General features: G+C 65.2%; 17 protein-coding genes. 14 read left to right on the top strand and 3 right to left on the bottom strand.

The annotated features are described in order from the left end of the window. Nucleotides 1-8 precede the first annotated feature (8 nt). From AC0X69_RS08840 to ppsR, 3 genes are all read right to left on the bottom strand, one after another. Nucleotides 9-1,334 carry a BCD family MFS transporter gene (locus tag AC0X69_RS08840; RefSeq protein WP_482613080.1) on the bottom strand — a complete coding sequence of 442 codons (1,326 nt, stop codon included), beginning with the start codon at nucleotides 1,332-1,334 and terminating at the stop codon, nucleotides 9-11. 8 nt (nucleotides 1,335-1,342) lie between these two features. Next, entirely contained in the window at nucleotides 1,343-2,209 is an 867-nt protein-coding gene (chlG, locus tag AC0X69_RS08835; RefSeq protein ID WP_482613079.1) for a chlorophyll synthase ChlG, read from the bottom strand. A 72-nt stretch (nucleotides 2,210-2,281) separates the two neighbouring features. Beyond that, a complete protein-coding gene (ppsR, locus tag AC0X69_RS08830) occupies nucleotides 2,282-3,724 on the bottom strand; it encodes a transcriptional regulator PpsR (RefSeq protein ID WP_482613078.1) in 1,443 nt (480 codons plus the stop codon). 430 nt (nucleotides 3,725-4,154) lie between these two features. Between ppsR and bchF the strand changes: the two genes are divergently transcribed. From bchF to hemA, 14 genes are read left to right on the top strand one after another with little or no spacing between them, the layout of a single operon-like run. Continuing rightward, nucleotides 4,155-4,661 (top strand): 2-vinyl bacteriochlorophyllide hydratase, encoded by a 507-nt coding sequence (gene bchF / locus AC0X69_RS08825; RefSeq protein WP_482613077.1) that lies wholly within the window; start codon nucleotides 4,155-4,157, stop codon nucleotides 4,659-4,661. After that, nucleotides 4,658-5,947 carry a ferredoxin:protochlorophyllide reductase (ATP-dependent) subunit N gene (locus AC0X69_RS08820; protein ID WP_482613076.1) on the top strand — a complete coding sequence of 430 codons (1,290 nt, stop codon included), beginning with the start codon at nucleotides 4,658-4,660 and terminating at the stop codon, nucleotides 5,945-5,947. Before bchF ends, AC0X69_RS08820 begins: the two co-directional genes overlap by 4 nt. A 3-nt stretch (nucleotides 5,948-5,950) precedes the next feature. Beyond that, nucleotides 5,951-7,477: a ferredoxin:protochlorophyllide reductase (ATP-dependent) subunit B gene (gene bchB / locus AC0X69_RS08815; RefSeq protein WP_482613075.1), complete on the top strand. Its 1,527-nt coding sequence runs from the start codon at nucleotides 5,951-5,953 to the stop codon at nucleotides 7,475-7,477. Beyond that, nucleotides 7,449-11,183 carry a magnesium chelatase subunit H gene (locus AC0X69_RS08810; RefSeq protein ID WP_482613074.1) on the top strand — a complete coding sequence of 1,245 codons (3,735 nt, stop codon included), beginning with the start codon at nucleotides 7,449-7,451 and terminating at the stop codon, nucleotides 11,181-11,183. The genes bchB and AC0X69_RS08810 overlap by 29 nt, the downstream gene beginning before the upstream one ends. Continuing rightward, the gene (gene bchL, locus AC0X69_RS08805) at nucleotides 11,180-12,061 is read left to right on the top strand and encodes a ferredoxin:protochlorophyllide reductase (ATP-dependent) iron-sulfur ATP-binding protein (RefSeq protein ID WP_482613073.1); all 882 of its coding nucleotides are present in this window, start codon (nucleotides 11,180-11,182) and stop codon (nucleotides 12,059-12,061) included. Before AC0X69_RS08810 ends, bchL begins: the two co-directional genes overlap by 4 nt. Next, nucleotides 12,061-12,762, top strand: a complete 702-nt coding sequence (gene bchM, locus AC0X69_RS08800) for a magnesium protoporphyrin IX methyltransferase (protein ID WP_482613072.1) — start codon at nucleotides 12,061-12,063, stop codon at nucleotides 12,760-12,762. Before bchL ends, bchM begins: the two co-directional genes overlap by 1 nt. After that, a complete protein-coding gene (locus AC0X69_RS08795; protein ID WP_482613071.1) occupies nucleotides 12,759-14,201 on the top strand; it encodes an MFS transporter in 1,443 nt (480 codons plus the stop codon). The genes bchM and AC0X69_RS08795 overlap by 4 nt, the downstream gene beginning before the upstream one ends. Continuing rightward, entirely contained in the window at nucleotides 14,198-14,965 is a 768-nt protein-coding gene (puhA, locus tag AC0X69_RS08790) for a photosynthetic reaction center subunit H (protein WP_482613070.1), read from the top strand. The genes AC0X69_RS08795 and puhA overlap by 4 nt, the downstream gene beginning before the upstream one ends. Continuing rightward, on the top strand, nucleotides 14,962-15,630 hold the full coding sequence (gene puhB, locus AC0X69_RS08785; RefSeq protein WP_482613069.1) for a photosynthetic complex putative assembly protein PuhB: 669 nt from the start codon (nucleotides 14,962-14,964) through the stop codon (nucleotides 15,628-15,630). Before puhA ends, puhB begins: the two co-directional genes overlap by 4 nt. A gap of 22 nt (nucleotides 15,631-15,652) precedes the next feature. Continuing rightward, complete coding sequence (puhC, locus tag AC0X69_RS08780) at nucleotides 15,653-16,138, top strand: photosynthetic complex assembly protein PuhC (RefSeq protein WP_482613068.1); 486 nt, start codon at nucleotides 15,653-15,655, stop codon at nucleotides 16,136-16,138. Then, nucleotides 16,135-16,440: an O2-dependent cyclase accessory protein gene (locus AC0X69_RS08775; protein ID WP_482613067.1), complete on the top strand. Its 306-nt coding sequence runs from the start codon at nucleotides 16,135-16,137 to the stop codon at nucleotides 16,438-16,440. The genes puhC and AC0X69_RS08775 overlap by 4 nt, the downstream gene beginning before the upstream one ends. After that, nucleotides 16,437-17,498: a magnesium-protoporphyrin IX monomethyl ester (oxidative) cyclase gene (gene acsF / locus AC0X69_RS08770; protein WP_482613066.1), complete on the top strand. Its 1,062-nt coding sequence runs from the start codon at nucleotides 16,437-16,439 to the stop codon at nucleotides 17,496-17,498. Before AC0X69_RS08775 ends, acsF begins: the two co-directional genes overlap by 4 nt. 8 nt (nucleotides 17,499-17,506) lie before the next feature. Then, nucleotides 17,507-18,349 (top strand): putative photosynthetic complex assembly protein PuhE, encoded by an 843-nt coding sequence (puhE, locus tag AC0X69_RS08765; RefSeq protein WP_482613065.1) that lies wholly within the window; start codon nucleotides 17,507-17,509, stop codon nucleotides 18,347-18,349. Nucleotides 18,350-18,402: 53 nt separating this feature from the next. Continuing rightward, a complete protein-coding gene (gene hemA / locus AC0X69_RS08760) occupies nucleotides 18,403-19,719 on the top strand; it encodes a 5-aminolevulinate synthase (protein WP_482613064.1) in 1,317 nt (438 codons plus the stop codon).

Genomic DNA, 19,719 nt, shown 5'->3' with positions numbered 1-19,719 from the left:
CGCCTCCTTCAGGACTGGGCCGTCGCGACATGCGACGGCAATGGCGCGCTCGCGCGCGCCGGCTGCGGCGCCGCTATTCGGCTCGCGAGCGCGGCCGAGACGACGAACAGCAGCGCCTCTCCAAGAAAGACCAGCGAATAGGCCGCGAGCGGCGTCGCGACGACGAGCTTCGCCAGATCGACAAGCACGGTTGCGACGAAGCCGCCAAGGCCAAAGGCCACGGCTTGCGCGGCGCCCCACAGGCCCATGCGCGTGCCCGCGCGCTGATGCGCGCCTTCGCCGGCGAGTCCCATCATCGAACCGATGGCGGCGACCGCGAAGGCGCCGTTCGAGAGACCGAGCGCAAAAACGCAGATGCGCAGCGCGAGAGAAAGTCCCGCGTAGCCGCTGGCGGCGACGGCGATGAGCGCACCGCCCGACGCGAGACAGCCGCCGACGGTCCATAGCCGCAGCGAGCCGAGACGCGGTCCGCCGATGCCGGTCGCGGCGAACGCCACGCCGATCATGCCGAACAGCACGCCGCCGTGCTGAATCCCCGCGAGCTTCGTCGTCGATCCCGGAGTCATGCCGAAGACGACGCCGGCGAAGGGCTCGACGAGCAATTCCTGCATGCTGTAGGCGAGCATCGAAACGAAGATGAAGATGGTGAATCGGCGCGCCGCGGGCTCGCTCCAGACCTGAAAAAAGGCTTCCCGGAAGGGCGGCCGCTTCGCGGAGAGGACCGGCGACGGCGCTTGCGTCTCGAGGCCAATGACCGCGACGGTGGCGATCAGCCAGGCGGCGCCGCACACGCAGGCGGTGACGAGGACAAGGCGCTGCATCGAGAACGGATCGAGGAAATGGCCGGCGAGCGGGGCGCTCACCGCGAAGCCGAGGATCATCATCACCCAGACCGTGGTGGCGGCGGCCGCGCGGCGCTCCGGCGCGACTCGCGTCGCTAGCATCGCGAGCACCGAGGTGCCTGCCGAGCCGGCGCCCATGCCGACGAGAAGAAATGCGAGCGCGGCGAGCGCAAGGCCGGCGGGGAGATTGGTCGCGGCGAGCGCGGTGGCGAGCGCCGCGCCGATTCCGCCGAGCGCCAATGCGGCCAGCCCGCCGAGGATCCAGGGCGTTCGGCGTCCGCCGACGTCGGCGCCATAGCCCCAGGCGGGGCGCAGAATCTGGATTGCATAATGCGAGGCGACGAGGATTCCCGGCACGAAAGCCGGCAATGCGAGTTCAATGACCATCACCCGATTGATCGTCGATGTCATCAGAACGACGACGGCGCCGAGCGCGGTCTGAACAAGTCCCAGCCGGACAATGCCGGACCAAGCGAGCGGCGGCGCGTGCATCGGTGTTCCTATCCGCGCATGGCGAAAGCGCTGACGAGCATGCCGAGCACGTAAAGAGTCGTGCCCGTGGCGTTGTAGAAGGGTGCCTGTTCGCGCGGATTGGCGAGCAGGCGGCGCATCAGCGCGAATTGTCCCGCGAGCAGCGCCGCGACGATCGCCGCAAAAAGCGGATGTCCCCAATAGGCCAGCAGCCCGACGACGACGAACTGCGGCGCCGCCATGACGTAACAGGCGAGACGCGCCGCCTCGCCGACGCCGAGTTGCACGGGCAGCGACATGACGCCCATGCGCCGGTCGCCCTCGACCGACTTGAAGTCGTTCAAGGTCATGATGCCGTGCGCGCCGAAGCTGTAGAGCAGCGCGAGCGCGATGATGCGCCAGTCCGGAAGCGAGGCGGCCATCACCGCCGCCCCGGTGAACCATGGCAGCCCCTCGTAACAGAGCGCGACGGCGGAATTGCCCCACCAGCCATTCTGCTTCAGCCGCAGCGGCGGGGCGCTGTAGACCCAGGCGAGGAGGAGGCCGAGCGCCGCGGCGGCGAAGGCCCAGAGACCGAGCGCCGCTGCCACTGCGAGCGACAGCAAGGTCCACAGACAGGCGATATAGAAGCCCCAGCGGCCGGGAATGCGTCCCGAGGGGATCGGCCGGTTCGGCTCATTGATCGCGTCGACGTGGCGATCGTACCAGTCATTCACCGCCTGGCTCGTCGCGCAGACGAGCGGTCCGGCGAGGATCACGCCGGCGAGCGCAAAGGACCAGCGGGAGAGCGGCGAGACGCCCGAGGAAACGATGCCGCAGGCGAAGGCCCACATCGGCGCGAACCAGGTGATGGGCTTGAGAAGCTCGAGAACGGCTGCAGGTTTCGGCGTCCGCATGGTGGAACGCTACGCTGGACGCCAATGCCTGTCAATTAAGATTTACACAGCACAGTATGACGAGCTTGACGATCATTCGCCGTCGCCGCCGCCTTCCTCATCGTCGAGGTCGCCCAATCCATAGCGCCGCAGTTTGGTGTAGAGGCCCTGTCGGCTCAGGCCGAGCATCTCAGCCGCGGACGCGCGATTGTCGCGCGTCAGTTCGAGCGCGGCCTCGATGCACAGCCGCTCGATGAGATCGGTGGTTTCGCGCACCAGATTCTTCAGCGGCACGCGGCCGACGAGATCGGCGAATTGCTCCGCCGTGCGCGGCAGCTCATGGCCGCCAAGCCGGTCGCGACCGGCGCGCCAGCCGGCGTTTCGGATAGAGAAGCCGAGATAGTGGCGCGCGCCGTCGGCGACCTCGACAGCGGAGAGCTCCACATCTTCCGATGAGCCATACTGGCCGCGGAAGATCGTTGAGAAATGACGCACGACGCCATGCGTCTGGAGATTGGCGAAGAGGACATCGGAGTCGACGCCCGGCCGTCCAATCCAGCGTTCGATTGGTTCGCCGCGCAGCTGCTCCGCCGAGCCTGCCTGCGCCAGTTCGACAAAGGCGGCGTTGGCGGCGACGATGCGCCGATTGGAGTCGGTCAGCGCGAAGGCGTCCGGCAGGCGTTCCAGCGCGCTGAGCATGCCGGATTTTTCGCCCGAGAGCGCCGAGGCGCCGCCCATGCGCGACAACATGACGAAAATATTGGCGGCGCCGTCCTGACGAAACAGCGCGCCGGAAAGAAGCAGGGATTCCTTGGTCTCGGCGAGCTGAGCGTGGACATTGTCGACGCGCGGCGCGACGAGCAGCGCGGTAACGAAAGACTGCGCGGCGCGGCGGCTCGCCTCGTCGAAAAGATCGCCGAAATTGGCGCCGATGATCTTCTTGGCGGCTTTGCCGATCAGCGCGACGGCGGCAGGATTGGCTTCGGCGACGCGCTGGGCGGCGCCGTCGAGGATCAGGATCGCCTCCGAGGAGAGCTGAAACAACAGCCGGTAGCGCTTCTCCGCGTTGCGGATGCGATTATATTCGCGCTCCATTTCCTGCTGCGCCTCGGCGACGCGCTGCTGCAGCGCGGCGAGGGGCCGAAGATCGCGGCCGAAGGCGACAATGGCGCCGTCTTTTCCCGCCTGCACGGCGCTGTAGCGGACCGGCAGGTCGGGGCCGGGCGGCGCCGGGTGATTGACCTGGCGCCCGCGCGGCGCCGCGCCCTTCTGGGCGTCGCGCAGCAGCGCCTCGATCTTTGGGCGGCTCTCGACGGTCACCGTGTCGATCCACGCGCGGCCGATCCATTCGCGCGCCGGCGCATTGCATTCGGCGCTCGCCGCGGCGTCGACAATGACGCCCTTGGCGTCGATGACGAGCGTCAAATCCGCGGCGGCGGCGATGAGGCCCGCGACTCTCTCCGCCTGAAGCGCGCCGAGTCGCGCGTCGGCGCTCAGAAAGCTCGTCGTCGTCGCGGAGGAGGGGGCGTCGCTCAACAGCGTTTCTTTCGGTTCCGACCAGTTACTCCGACAGATCGTCGTGTACGTAGATGCTTACAAACTTGCCCAGAGCTTAGCAAGACGGGGGCTTGCGCGTCGCCTGCGAAGAGCTTTTGAATCAGTGACTTCACCAAATTTCGCGCGCACTGCCGAAGACCTTCCCGCCTAAGCCGCTTTCCGCCATCTGCGCGAGCGTCGCGACCAAGCCTCGCGTCCAATGAAAAATTTGCGCCAAGTGCAATTCGGGCGCTCAGCGGCGCCTTCCCGCCAGAAGCATAAACCACAGCCGCTGTTTTGTCATGCAAACATAACGTCAATTGTAGTTGACACATTCCCGCAAGCGGCTTTAAGCTTCTCGAAGGGTGAGGCCCGCCGCGTGCGACGACGAAAATCATCCCCAAAAGCAGGGCGCTGCGAGGAAGCGGGCATGAGCGACTACCGGCCTCAAAATGCCAGACCGCTGTATACGGCCGACGAGCGCCGCCGGCGCGATGCGTCGGTCTGGACCTTGGTCCAGGGCGTGCTCGCGCCTACGCAGTTCTTCATCTTTCTCGTCAGTCTGATTCTCGTGCTGCGCTATCTCGCGACTGGAGAAGGCGAGACCGCCGCGACGGCGTCGGTCGTCGTCAAGACGCTCGCGCTCTACGCCATCATGATCACCGGCTCCATTTGGGAGAAGGAGGTCTTCGGCCGCTATCTCTTCGCGCCGGCGTTCTTCTGGGAAGACGTGTTCAGCATGCTGGTGCTGGCGCTGCACACGGCCTATCTCGGGGCGCTTGCCCTCGGTTGGCTCGATGCGCGCGGGCTCATGTTCCTCGCGCTCGCCGCCTACGCCGCCTATGTCGTCAACGCCACGCAGTTTCTGCTCAAGCTGCGCGCCGCGCGCTTGCAGGAGCCGGCGCGCGAAAAATCCGAAATGGAATGCGCGCTATGAATGCGCTCGCGCCGCTTTCGGGACTCGCCCATGGCGCATGCGACGCCGCGCCGATCCGGCAGGAGCGCGGCCAGCGTGAAGTATTCTGCGGATTGACCGGCATCGTCTGGCTGCATCGCAAGATTCAGGACGCCTTCTTTCTTGTCGTCGGTTCGCGCACCTGCGCGCATCTCATCCAGTCGGCCGCGGGCGTGATGATCTTCGCGGAGCCGCGCTTCGCCACCGCCATTCTCGAGGACCGCGATCTCGCCGGCGTCGCCGACATCGACGACGAACTCGACGCCGTCGTCGATCGGCTGCTGGCGCGGCGCCCCGACATCAAGCTCCTGTTCCTGGTCGGCTCCTGCCCCTCGGAAGTGATCAAGATCGATCTTTCGCGCGCCGCCGCGCGCCAGTCGCGCCAGCATGCGCCGAATGTGCGCATTCTCAGCTATTCGGGCAGCGGGATCGAGACGACATTCACCCAGGGCGAGGACGCCTGTCTCTCCGCTCTCGTCCCGACGCTTCCGCCCGAGGCGGAAGGCGCCGGGCCTTCGCTGCTGGTCGTCGGCGCGCTCGCCGACATCGTTGAAGACCAGTTCGCCCGCCTCTTCGACGCGTTGGGCGTCGCGCCCGTTCGCTTCCTCCCCATGCGGCGCGCGTCCGATCCGCCCCCGGTCGGCCCCAACACGTCGTTTCTTCTCGCGCAGCCTTTTCTCGGCGATACGGCGCATGCGCTGCAGGAGCGCGGCGCGCGCTGGATCCCGGCGCCTTATCCGCTGGGCGCCGAGGGCGTTACGCTCTGGCTGCGCGCCGCTGCGCAGGCCTTCGGCGTGTCCGAGTCGCGTTTCGACTCGGTCACCTCGCCGGCGCGGGCGCGCGCCGAGCAGGGGCTCGCCCATTATCGCGACGCGCTGGCCGGCAAACGCATCTTCCTCTTTCCGGACTCGCAGCTCGAGCCCGCGCTCGCCCGCTTTCTCGCGCGCGAGATGGGGATGCGCATCATTGAGATCGGCACGCCCTATCTGCATCGCCGGCACATGGCGGCCGAACTCGACCTGCTGCCAAAGGACGCGCCGATCGTCGAAGGGCAGGACGTCGAGAGGCAGCTCGATCGCTGTCGCGCGGCGCGCCCCGATCTCGTCGTTTGCGGGCTTGGCCTCGCCAATCCTTTGGAGGCGGAGGGCTTCGCGACGAAATGGTCGATCGAACTCCTGTTCTCGCCCATCCAGGGCTACGAGCAGGCCGGCGATCTCGCGGAACTTTTTGTGCGGCCACTCAAGCGCCGCGCGCGGCTCGAGGTCTAGGCCATGCAGCTGACGCTCTGGACCTATGAAGGACCGCCGCATGTCGGCGCCATGCGCGTCGCCGCCTCGATGCGCGGCCTGCATTACGTGCTGCATGCGCCGCAGGGCGACACCTACGCCGATCTTCTTTTCACGATGATCGAGCGGCGCGCGACGCGGCCTCCCGTCACCTATACGACGTTTCAGGCGCGCGATCTCGGCGCCGATACGGCCGAACTGTTCAAAACCGCGGCGCGCGAAGCCTATGAGCGATTCTCCCCGCAGGCGATGATCGTCGGGGCGTCCTGCACGGCGGAGCTGTTGCAGGATGATCCCGGCGGTCTCGCCAAGGCGCTCGATCTTCCCTGTCCGGTCATCCCGCTCGAATTGCCCGCCTATCAGAAGAAGGAGAACTGGGGCGCCTCAGAGACTTTCTATCGCCTCGTGCGCGGCCTCGCCGGCGCGCGTCGCGAAAGGCCGCTGCGCGATCGCAAGAGCTGCAATATTCTCGGGCCGACCTCGCTCGGCTTCCGCTGCCGCGACGATGTGCGCGAGATCGAAAAGCTGCTTGCCGCGCTTGGCGTCGACGTCAATGTCGTCGCGCCGCTTGGCGCAAGTCCGCAGGACCTCACGCGTCTCGGCGACGCCGACTTCAACGTGCTGCTCTATCCGGAGATCGCGCTCGTCGCCGCGCAATGGCTCGAGCGCGCGCATGGCCAGCCGTTTACGCGCATGGTCCCCATCGGCGTCGGCGCGACGCGCGACTTTGTCGCTGAAGTGGCGCGGCTCGCCAACATCGATCCCGCGCCGGCGCTGGAGGCGACCGAATCGCGCCTGCCCTGGTATTCGCGCTCGGTCGACTCGACCTATCTCACCGGCAAGCGTGTCTTCATCTTCGGCGACGCTACCCACGCCATCGCCGCCGCGCGCATCGCGCAGGATGAGCTCGGTTTCGATGTCGTCGGCCTCGGAACCTACGCGCGCGAACTGGCGCGCGACGTCCGCGACGCCGCCGCGCGCTACGGCGTCGAGGCGCTGGTCACCGATGACTATCTCGACGTCGAAGCGAAGATCGCCGAACTGCAGCCGGAACTCGTGCTCGGAACGCAGATGGAGCGCCATATCGCCAAACGGCTTGGCGTTCCCTGCGCAGTGATCTCGGCGCCGGTGCATGTGCAGGATTTCCCCGCCCGCTATTCGCCGCAAATGGGCGTCGAAGGTGCGAATGTGATCTTCGACTCCTGGGTTCATCCGCTGATGATGGGGCTCGAGGAACATCTTCTGACGATGTTCAGGGATGACGCGGAATTCCACGACGCCGCCGCGCCATCGCACCTCGGAGAAAAAGAGACTCATCGGCAGCCGTCCGCGGCGGTCATCAGCGACATCGTCGTCGCCTGGGCTGACGACGCCGAGAAGGAGCTTAAGAAAATCCCCTTCTTCGTGCGCGGCAAAGCGCGCCGCAACACCGAGAAATTCGCCGCCGCGCGCGGCCTTTCGACCATCACCGTCGAGACGCTCTATGACGCAAAAGCGCATTTCGCACGCTGAGGCGACGCCCGTGAAGGTCGTCATCGTGACGATGGACACGCATGTGGCCACCGCCGCCGACCGCGCGCGTCGCACGCTTATCCGCGAAGTCCCCGGACTGACGCTCAGCGTTCATGCCGCGTCTGAATTCGCCGCGAGCCCGAAGGCGCTCGAAGCCTGCCTCGCAGCGATCGCCGAGGCCCACATCATCGTCAACGCCATGCTCTTCCTCGAGGAGCATTTCAAGCCGCTGCTCGCGGCTCTCGGCGCGCGTCGCGGCGACTGCGACGCCATGGTCAGCATCATGTCGGCGGGCGAGGTCGCCAAGCTGACCCGCATGGGACGCTTCGACATGAGCGCGCCGACCTCCGGCTTCATGTCGCTCCTGAAGCGGCTGCGCGGAAAGAAGGGCAAGTCCGAAGCCGCCGGCGCCAAGCAGATGAAAATGCTGCGTCGTCTGCCGAAAATCCTGCGTTTCATTCCCGGAACGGCGCAGGATGTGCGCGCCTATTTCCTCACGCTGCAATATTGGCTCGCGGGCTCCGACGAAAACATCGCCAACATGGTCCGCTTCCTCATCGACCGTTATGCGGACGGACAACGGCTGGGATTGCGCGGCGCGCTGACTTACCATGCGCCCGTCGAATATCCGGAGGTCGGCCTCTACCACCCGCGGATGTCGGGCAGGGTGAGCGAAAGGCTCGATCAATTGCCTCGCCCGGCGGATGGCGGCAGCGCGACGATCGGCCTCCTCGTGCTGCGCTCCTATGTGCTCGCCGACAATGCCCGCCACTATGACGGCGTCATCGCGGCGATGGAGGCGCGCGGGCTGAGAGTCGTTCCGGCTTACGCCACCGGGCTCGACGCGCGTCCGGCGATCGAGAAGTTCTTCATGCGCGACGGCAAGCCGACGATTGACGCGCTTGTTTCGCTCGTCGGTTTCTCGCTCGTCGGCGGTCCCGCTTACAATGACGCGAAAGCGGCCGAGGAAATACTCGCCCGGCTCGACATTCCCTACATTGCCGCGCATCCGGTCGAGTTTCAGACCCTGTCGGAATGGCGTGGCTCGGATCGCGGCCTGCTGCCGGTCGAATCCACCATCATGATCTCGATTCCCGAACTCGATGGGGCGACGGGCCCGATGGTCTTCGGCGGACGTCCCCAGGACGCGGGGTCTTGCGCGGCATGCGCGCGCCATTGCGTTTTCCCGGCAAGCGACAGTTCGCGGGACATGCAGTCCTGCGTGGAGCGTTCGGAAAAGCTTGCCGCCCGGGTCGAAAAGCTCGTCGTGCTGCGGCGCTCGGCGCGTGCGGCGCGCAAGGTTGCGATCGTTCTCTTCAACTTCCCGCCGAACGCCGGCGCGGTCGGAAGCGCCGCCTTTCTCTCCGTCTTCGAATCGCTTCATCTTCTGCTGCAGGAGATGAGGCGCAGCGGCTATGTGGCGGATCCGCCCGCGACGGTCGAGGAGCTGCGCAAGGCCGTCGTCGAAGGCAATGCGGCGCTTTATGGCGCGCAGGCGAATGTGCATGCGCGTGTCGCCGCCGACGATCATGTGCGCCGCGAGACCTGGCTTGGCGAAATCGAGGCGCAGTGGGGTCCGGCGCCGGGTCGGCATCAAAGCGACGGCGGTTCGATCCAGATCTATGGCGCGTGTTTCGGCAATGTCTTCGTCGGCGTGCAGCCTGCCTTCGGCTATGAGGGCGATCCGATGCGGCTGCTGTTCGAAAGGGGTTTCGCGCCGACGCACGCCTTCTCGGCCTTCTATCGCTGGCTTCGAGAAGATTTTGGCGCCGACGCAGTGCTGCATTTTGGCACGCATGGCGCGCTTGAATTCATGCCCGGCAAGCAGACGGGCCTCTCCGCTGACTGCTGGCCGGACCGGCTCATCGGCGATCTGCCGAATTTCTATCTCTACGCTTCCAACAATCCTTCCGAAGGCGTTCTGGCCAAGCGTCGTTCAGGCGCAACGCTCATCAGCTATCTGACGCCGCCGGTCGCCAACGCCGGTCTCTATCGCGGACTGAACGATCTGAAGTCCTCGATCGATCGCTGGCGCGGGCTCGCTCCCGCAGAGGCGGGCGAGCGCAATGAACTCGCTCAACTCATCCAGACTCAGGCCGCAGAACTCGACCTCTGCGCGGCGGAGCCGGCCTGGCGCGACGCGGCGGAGCAGCAGATAACAAAACTCGCAAGAGCCGTGCTTGAACTCGAATACACGCTCATTCCGCACGGCCTTCATATCGTTGGCGAACCCATGACGCCGGACGCCCGCGTCGACATGCTGATGGCGATGGCGGACGCGAGCGGCGCGCAGATCGCGCGCGAAACGATCGAAGCGCTGACCAGCGGCGCTTCGCCCGAAAGCCTCGCCGATGACGATGCGACAGCCGAAACGCTGCGGACGCTCGCGCGCGCCGACGCAGCGCTTGCGAAGGATCACGAACTTGCCGCGCTGATCCGCGCGCTCGACGGGCGCTTCGTGCGGCCCGCGCCGGGCGGCGACGTGCTGCGCACGGTCGACGTGCTGCCGACCGGCCGCAATCTGCATGGCTTCGATCCCTTCCATATTCCCAGCGTCTTCGCCGTCCGCGACGGCGCGCGACAGGCGGCGCGGCTGATTGAACGCCATATGAGCGACGGCGCCGCCCTGCCTGAGACGATTGCTCTGGTGCTCTGGGGGACCGACAATCTCAAGACCGAAGGCGGACCGATCGCGCAGGCGTTGGCGCTGATCGGCGCCGAGCCGCGGTTCGATGGGTACGGTCGTCTCGCAGGCGCGACGCTTATCCCGCTTGAAACGCTGGCCCGGCCGCGGATCGACGTGATGATTTCGCTCTCCGGCATTTTCCGCGATCTTCTGCCGCTGCAGATCAAACTTCTGGCGCAGGCTTGCCTGCTTGCGGCCTCCGCCGATGAGCCGGTCGAACAGAATTTCGTCCGCAAACATGCGCTCGCTTTCATCGCCGAATTCGGCGGCGACATGGAGACGGCGGCGCTACGCGTTTTTGGCAACGCCGACGGCGCCTATGGCGCAAACGTCAATACGATGATCGACGGCGGCTGCTGGGAGGACGAGGATCAGCTCGCCGAGACCTATATGCGGCGCAAGGGCTTCGCCTATGGCGTTTCGGGCAGTCCGATCAGGCGCAACGAGGTGCTGCACAGCGTTCTCTCCGGCGTCGACTTCGCCTATCAGAACCTCGATTCGGTCGAACTCGGCGTCACCACCATCGACCATTACTTCGACACGCTTGGCGGCGTCAGCCGTTCCGTGAAGCGCGCCAAGGGCGTCGCCACGCCTGTCTATATCAGCGACCAGACCAGGGGCGAGGGCGTCGTGCGCACGCTCAACGAGCAGGTGTCGCTGGAGACCAGAACGCGCGCGCTGAACCCGAAATGGTACGAGAGCATGTTGAAACATGGCTACGAAGGCGTGCGCCACATCGAGTCGCATGTGACGAATACGCTGGGCTGGTCGGCGACGACGGGACAGGTCGAGCCGTGGGTCTATCAGCGCCTGACCGAAACCTATGTGCTCGACGCGGAGATGCGCCATCGTCTCGCGCAGCTCAATCCCACAGCCTCGGCGAGGATCGCCAACCGGCTCATCGAGGCGCATGAGCGTCGCTACTGGACGCCCAATGCAGAAACGCTGGCGGCGCTACAGCAGGCGAGCGAAGAACTCGAAGATCGGCTTGAGGGCGTCGTCGAGGAGATCGCGGCATGAATCTCCAGATCCGCAAACCGGTCGAAACCGATTCCTTCCAGGTGGAGCTCGATCCAACGATCAGCATCGGGACGGCGAAAGTCTTCGCGGTTTATGGCAAGGGCGGCATCGGCAAGAGCACGACGTCATCCAATCTTTCCGTCGCCTTTTCGAAACTCGGCAAGCGCGTGCTGCAGATCGGCTGCGACCCCAAGCATGATTCGACCTTCACGCTGACCAAGCGCCTCGCGCCGACGGTCATCGACGCGCTTGAGTCCGTGAAGTTTCATTCCGAGGAGCTGCGCGTCGAGGACTTCGTCGTCGAGGGCTACAATGGCGTGATGTGCGTCGAGGCGGGCGGCCCGCCCGCCGGCACGGGCTGCGGCGGCTATGTCGTCGGCCAGACGGTGAAGCTCCTCAAGGAGCATCATCTCCTTGAGGATACGGACGTCGTCATCTTCGACGTGCTCGGCGACGTCGTCTGCGGCGGCTTCGCGTCGCCGCTGCAACATGCCGGCCGTGCGCTGATCGTCACCGCGAATGACTTTGATTCGATCTTCGCGATGAATCGCATCGTCGCGGCGATCCGCGCAAAGTCGAAGAACTATGAGGTGCGGCTTGGCGGCGTCATCGCCAATCGCAGCGGCAAGACCGACGAGATCGACCGCTATAACGAAGCGGTCGGCCTCAAACGCGTTGCGCATTTTCCCGATCTCGACGTCATCCGCCGTAGCCGCCTCAAGAAATCTACGCTCTTTGAGATGGAGCCTTCGCCGGAGCTTGAGGCGGTGCAGAACGAATATCTGCGCCTCGCCGACGAATTGTGGAACGGCTACGAGCCGTTCGACGCCGCGCCCATGAAGGACCGCGATCTCTTCGAATTTTTGGGATTCGACTGATGACGACGCCAAGCTATGTCGCAAGACGCGGTGAACTCGAGGCCTATTTCGACCGCACCGCGGTCGAGGCCTGGAAACGCCTGACCTCCGACGCGCCGGTCAACCGCATCCGCGCGACGGTGCGCGCCGGCCGCGACGCCATGCGCAGCAGGCTTCTCTCATGGCTGCCGCAGGATCTTCGCGGTCAGCGTTTGCTCGACGCCGGCTGCGGCACGGGAGCGCTCGCGATGGAGGCGGCGCGTCGCGGCGCCGAGGTGACCGCCGTCGATCTGTCGCCGACCTTGATCGCTCTCGCGCAGGAGCGCGCGCCGCGCGACCTCGGCGCCGGCCGCGTGACCTTCGCCGTCGGCGACATGCTTGATCCCGCTTTCGGCCGTTTCGATCACGTCGTCGCGATGGACAGTCTGATCCATTACGAGGGCGCGGACATCGCGCGAACGCTCGCCGCTCTGGCGCCGCGCGTCGACGGCAAGCTGATCTTCACCATCGCGCCGCGCACGGCGGCTCTCGCGGCGATGCACGCCCTCGGTCAGTTCTTCCCGCGCGGCAACCGATCGCCGGCGATCGCTCCCATCGCGCTCCCGGCGCTCGAACGCCACATGGCGGCGGAGAAAGCGCTCGAGGATTGGCGCATCGCGCAAAGCGGGAAGATCGTCAGCGGATTTTACATCTCGCAGGCTGTGGAGGCGCGACGCTCATGAATCGCGCCAGCGCCGCCCTGGTGAAAAGCCTGATGCGCATCGGTCCGAGCATTCTGCCCTTCGCGGACGCCGGCTCCGCCGAACTGCCGATGCCGCGGCTGCTGCGGCTCTCGCTCTTCCAGGTCACGGTCGGCATGGCGGCGGTGCTGCTCATCGGCACGCTCAACCGCGTGATGATCGTCGAACTCGGCGTGCCGTCCTGGCTCGTCGCGCTGATGCTGTCGCTGCCGCTGCTCTTCGCGCCGCTGCGCGCGCTGATCGGCTTTCGTTCGGACACCCATCGCTCGGTGCTGGGCTGGCGACGCGTGCCATACATCTGGTTCGGCACGATGCTGCAGTTCGGCGGCCTGGCGATCATGCCGTTCTCGCTGCTCATCCTCTCGGGCGACACGACAGGACCGATCGTCATCGGACAGGCTGCCGCGGCGTTGGCCTTCCTTCTCGTCGGCGCGGGGCTGCATACGGTGCAGACGGTCGGCCTCGCGCTCGCGACCGATCTCGCGCCGGCGCATACGCGGCCGCGCGTCGTCGCGCTGCTTTGCGCCATGCTGCTCGTCGGCATGGGCGTGAGCGCGCTCGCCTTCGGCGCGCTGCTTGCGAAATTCAGCGCCATTCGGCTGATTCAGGTCGTGCAGGGCGCGGCCGTCGTGACAATGATCCTGAATTGCGTCGCGCTGTGGAAACAGGAGGCGCGCGGCGCGCTTCCGCCCGCAACGGATGTGGATTTTTCGCAGGCGTGGAAGCGATTCGCGACGACTGGCCGCGCGCGTCGGCGCCTGTTCGCGACGGCGCTCGGCACCGCGGGCTTCAGCATGCAGGACATTCTGCTCGAGCCCTATGGCGGGCGCGTGCTGCATCTGCCCGTGAGCGCGACGACGGCGCTCACCGCGATGCTGGCGCTCGGCAGCGGCGTGGGACTGGCGATCGCCGCGCGCTGGCTGACGCGCGGCGCGGATGCGCATCGCGTCGCCGGCGTCGGCGCGGTCGTCGGCATTGTCGCCTTTTTCGCCGTAATCTTCGCGGCGCCGGCGGACTCCTCGGCGCTGTTCAGCGTCGGCGTCACGCTGATCGGTCTCGGCGGCGGCCTTTTCGCGCATGGCACGCTCACCGCCTCAATGGAAACTGCGCGGCCGGAAGACCGCGGTCTGGCGCTCGGCGCATGGGGCGCTTCGCAGGCGACGGCGGCGGGCCTCGCCATTGCGGCGAGCGGTCTCGTCAACGACGTGGGCGCAATGCTCGCGACAAGCGGCGCGCTGGGCGAGGCGCTTGTCAGTCCGGCAACCGGATACGCCATCGTCTACGTCATAGAAATCTTCCTGCTGGTTGCGACGATCATTGTGATCGGACCGCTCGTTCGCTTTGCGAAGCAGAGTGGCGAGACGCAGGCGGATTTCGACTTCGTTCCCTCGTCGAGCTTCAACTCCGGAGTGATGCAATGATACGCGGAGCCATCACCAGCAACATCGATGTCGCGCAGGTTGTTCTTTACGCCTTCTTCATCTTCTTCGCGGGCCTCGTTTTCTATCTGCGCCGCGAGGATCGCCGAGAAGGCTATCCGCTGGAGTCCGAAGTCGGCCCGCAAAGGGATCGCGGCTTCCTGCTGATTCCGACGCCGAAGACGTTTCTGCGCGGCGATGGCGAGGAGATTCAGGCCCCCAACTTCAAACCTGATCCCCGAACGCCGAACGCCACGAAAGTGGCCGTATGGCCTGGCGCGCCATTGACGCCGAACGGCGATCCGATGCTCGCCGAGGTCGGGCCCGGCGCCTATGCGCTGCGCGTGGACACGCCAGAAAAATTGTTCAGAGGCGGCAATCTGATCGCGCCGCTGCGCGTCGCGACGAATTTCGCGGTGTCGCGCGAAGACGCGAATCCCATCGGGATGGAAGTGGTCGCCGCCGATCGCCGCGTCGCCGGGGTCATCAAGGACATCTGGGTGGATCGAGCGGAAAGCTTTATTCGCTTCTACGAAATCGCGCTGGCGGACGGCGGCGGCGACGTTCTCATGCCGGCGCCTTTCGGCCTCGTCGATCGCGCGCGGCGGCGGATCCAAGTCGACGCGATCCTCGCCGATCAGTTCGCCAATGTGCCGAAGCTGCGCGATCCCGATCAGGTGACGATGTTCGAAGAAGAAAAGATCGCCGCCTATTACGCCGCGGGCACGCTCTACGCGACGCCTGCCAGAGTGGAGCCGCTGCTGTGAAAGCCGTCAATCTCGAAAAGCTTCTGCCGGAAGACATCCCGCAAGGCGAACGCATCCTGTGGCATGGCCGTCCAAGGTGGGTGAATCTTTTTCGCCGCGCCTACCGGGCCGATTTCGTCGCTGCCTACTTCGCTCTGCTGACCGCCTGGAACGTCTTCGACGCTGCGGTCGAGAACGGCGCCGCCGCGGCGGCTCTGGCGGGCCTCAGGACGATCGCGATCGCGACCGCCGCGCTCGCTCTGCTGGCGTTGCTCGCCTGGGCGTCGGCGCGCACCGCGCTCTTCGTCATCACCTCGCGCCGCGTGGTGCTGAAAATCGGCGTCGCCTTGCAGGTCTTCTACAATCTGCCTTTCTCGCAGATTAAGGCCGCGACTCTGCGCGTCGAAAGCGACGGTGGCGGCGATGTGACGCTGGCGCTCTCGCCGAGCCAACACATCGGCTATCTGCATCTTTGGCCCTTTGCGCGACCGTTTCGCTTTGCGCATCCGGAGCCGGCGCTGCGCGGCCTCTCCGACGCACGGCAGGTCGGCGAAACCCTCGGGCGCGCTCTCGTCGCGGCCGCAGCCGAGCGCGGCGATCTCTACGCCGCCGGCCAGGATGATGCGGCCACAGGCGGCGCAGGCGCCGAGGCTCGAATGCCGACCGGCGACGCGATCGCGGCGTGAAGCACGGCAAGGGGTGGAGATCATGAGCGAAGCTTCGATCGGCAAGAACGAAACTCCCGCAAGCGCGCATGACGGCGTGCCACGCCCCGTCCTGCGCGGCGCGGCCGTGCTTATCGGTTTCGCGCTGCTGACGACGGGACTCGCGCACCTCACCGACGTCGGCACGCTGCATATGCCCGTGGCGAACGCGATCGAAAGTCTCGCGCTGCGCTTCGAGGATCGCGACGACGGCGCGATCGCCGTACGCGATGCGCGCGACGGCTCCGCCTTTTATGTCGTTCAGCCGGGCGCCTATGGCTTCATCCGCTCGACTCTTCGGGGGCTTGCGCGCGAGCGGCGCCGCTCGGGCCTCGACGCCTCGACCCCCTTCGCCTTGACGCGCTGGAGCGACGGCACGCTTTCGCTCGAAGATGCGGCGACGGGCAGACGCGTCAATCTCGACGCTTTCGGGCCGGACAATTCGCGCGCCTTCGCGCAACTCTTTGCCGAACGGAGGCGCCAGCCATGAACTGGTTGCTGCCTCTTACGCGCCAGACGTTCGAAGCGCCATGCACTGTCGAAATCGGCCATACCGCCGAGAGCCTTTTTGCCCATGTCGAGATCGAAGGAGATTTCGAGATGCGTCCCGGCGATCGCGTGCTCGTGCAGAACGCGCCGACCGAAACGCCTTTCGGGTATCGCATTACGGTCGAGCGCCGCGCGACCATCATTCGCGCGGGATTCATCGAACGGCTGTGGACTCGGTTCCTCGGCAACTTCGAACTTACCGAACTCTATGACGTCAGCTTCACGAACAGGAGAGCGCTATGAATGCTCCGTTGCGCCAAAATGTCTCGCTCGAAGCGACCCGCGTCGCGCAGGAAGATACGCTTCTCAGTCCGCGCTTCTACACAACGGACTTCGCAGAACTCGACAAGACCGACGTCTCGCCCGTGCGCGCCGAATGGGACGCGCTGATGGACGAGATGCGTTCGGATCCTAACAACAAGCATTTTCAGCGCACGGCCGAATTCGACGGCGACTTCGTCTATCCCGAGGATCTCGACAAGGAATTCCGCGACTTTCTCATCAGCTCGATCACCGCGGAGTTCTCCGGCTGCGTGCTCTATGCCGAAATGAAGAAGCGCGCGCACAACGAGGATATGAAGAACCTCTTTGCCTTCATGAGCCGCGACGAGGCCCGCCACGCGGGCTTCATCAACGATACGCTAAAGGATTTCGGCATTGGCGTCGATCTGAGCTTTCTGACGAAAGCGAAGAAATACACCTACTTCAAGCCGAAGTTCATCTTCTATGCGACCTATCTCTCGGAGAAGATCGGCTACGCCCGCTACATCACGATTTATCGCCAGCTGGAGCGCCATCCCGAGCGGCGCTTCCATCCGATCTTCAAATGGTTCGAGAAGTGGTGCAATGACGAGTTCCGTCATGGCGAAGCCTTCGCGCTGCTGATGCGCGCCAATCCGAAGCTCGTCTCGGGCTTGAACGTCTACTGGATCAAGTTCTTTCTCCTTGCCGTCTTTGCGACGATGTATGTGCGCGATCATTGCCGGCCTGCGTTTCACGCGGCGATCGGCATGCATCCTGACGACTACGACTTCAAGGTGCTGCGCCTGACGACGGAAATCTCCCGCCAGGTGTTTCCGATCACGCTCGATCTCGATCATCCGGCGTTCAAGCCGGGCCTCGATCGTCTCGTCGAGATCGAACGCGCGATCGCGGAAGCAAAGAAGCGCAAGGGCGTCGTCGCCAGGGTCAAACAGGCGACGCTGGCGGCCGCCGCGGCGATGACCTTCGCGCGCCTCTATGCCTTGCCGGCAAAGTCCAATGCGCTGCCGGTCGAAATTCGTCTCGCGCCGGTCTGGTGAGAACGTCGATGTTCGATTATGTCCCGCCAATCCTCGCAACGCTCCTCGTCTGGTGGGGAAGCACCGGCGCGATTCTCTATCTCGACGGGCTTTCTCGCCGCTCCTTCGCATGGAGCATGGCGGGCGCTACAGCGCTCTTTGCGCTGTCGCTCTGGGGTTTTGTTGCAACGAGCGCCGAAACGACGGCGTCTGCCGCCTACTATGCGTTCCTTTGCGGACTGACCGCCTGGGCCTGGCAGCTCGTGAGCTACTACATGGGGTTCATTACCGGACCGCGGAAAACGGCCTGTCCCCCGCAGTTGCGCGGTTGGCCGCGCTTCGTCGAGGCGGTGCGCACGAGCCTCTATCACGAGATCGCGATCATCCTGTGCGCCATCGCGCTCGTCGCTCTGACGCGCGGTCAGCCGAATCAGATCGGCGCGTGGACGTTCCTCGTCCTCTGGTGGATGCATACGAGCGCCAAACTCAATCTCTATTTCGGCGCGCCGAACTTGAGCGAAGAGCTTCTGCCGGAGCATTTGCGTTACCTCGCGACCTACATGACCCGCAGGCCGATGAATCTGTTCTTTCCGCTCTCCGTCACCGCCTCGACCGTCGTCACCGTGCTGATCGCGCAGAAGGCGCTCGCCGCGACGACGGCGTTCGAGCTTGTCGGCTACACGATACTCGCGACGCTCATGGCGCTTGCAGTCGCCGAGCACTGGTTTCTGGTTGCGCCGCTGCGCGCCAATGCGCTCTGGTCCTGGGGCGTCAAGGAGATTCATCCGACGGATGAAGAGAATAGCTGTGATTCGCTTCGGGTCGTCGCAATCGAAGCGACGCTTCGCCGCTCCCGAATGAACGGAATTTAGGCGTTACGCAGAATGGCGCGTCAAGGGAAGTTATTATGCCGATGGAGACTCAAATGAATCCGATGGCCCTGAGCTACAACCACCATTTCCAGTCGGCGATTGCGCGCTTGAAGATGGAAAAGCGTTACCGGATCTTCGCCAATCTCGAACGCGACGCCGTCCGATTCCCGACTGCGCTGTGGCGGCCCGAGGGCGAAGAAGATTCGCCGCGCGAGGTCACGATCTGGTGCTCGAACGACTATCTCGGCATGGGCGGCCATCAGGCCGTGATCGACGCCGCGCGGAACGCGCTGGACCGCCATGGCGCCGGAGCAGGGGGCACGCGCAACATTTCCGGCACACACAATCCGATCGTCGAGCTTGAAGCGGAGCTCGCTGATCTGCACGGCAAGTCCGCCGCGCTCGTCTTCACCTCCGGCTGGATTTCCAATCTTGCCGGCATTTCGACAGTGGCGTCGCTGCTGCCGGATTGCCTCATCCTTTCGGACGCGCTCAATCACAATTCGATGATCGAGGGGGTTCGCCGTTCGGGGTGCGAGAAGCAGATCTGGCGTCACAATGACGTCGTTCATCTCGAGGAATTGCTTAAGGCCGCCGGTAAGGAACGCGCCAAGCTCATTGTCTTCGAAAGCCTCTATTCGATGGACGGCGACATCGCGCCGGTCGCGGAGATCGTCGCACTCGCTGAGAAGTACAACGCGCTCACCTATGTCGACGAAGTTCATGCGGTCGGCATGTATGGCGCCAGAGGCGGTGGAATCTGTCAGCGCGAAGGCGTCGAAAGCCGCGTCGACATCATCGAGGGCACTCTCGCCAAGGGGTTCGGCGCGCTCGGCGGCTACATTGCCGCAAGTCCGGCGATCGTCGACGCGGTGCGCAGCTATGCGCCACAGTTCATCTTTACGACCACGCTGCCGCCGATGGTCGCCGCGAGCGCCCGCGCCGCCGTGCGCCATCTCAAACATTCCGGAGAAGAGCGCGCCCGTCATCAGCACATGGCGATGCTGACGAAACATGCGCTGCGCGCGGCCGGCCTGCCGGTGATGGACAACAATTCGCATATCGTGCCGGTGATGGTTGGCGACGCGGCGCTCTGCAAGGAGGCGAGCGATCTGCTGCTGCGGCGCCATTCGATCTATATCCAGCCGATCAACTATCCGACCGTGGCGCTCGGCACGGAGCGTCTGCGCATCACGCCGACGCCGCGTCACGGCGAAGCCCATGTCGCCGAGCTCGTCGAGGCGCTGGTTGACGTCTGGTCGACGCTGGGCCTGCCCTTTATTGAAGCGAAGGTCATCCCGCTGCGCCCGCGCCAGACAATGGCCGACGCGCACTGCACCTATCCGGAAATGAAGCAGGCGGCCGAGTAA

Source organism: Methylocystis sp. Uni0008 (genome assembly GCF_056838045.1).
This window is presented reverse-complemented; position numbering and strand designations above follow the sequence as displayed.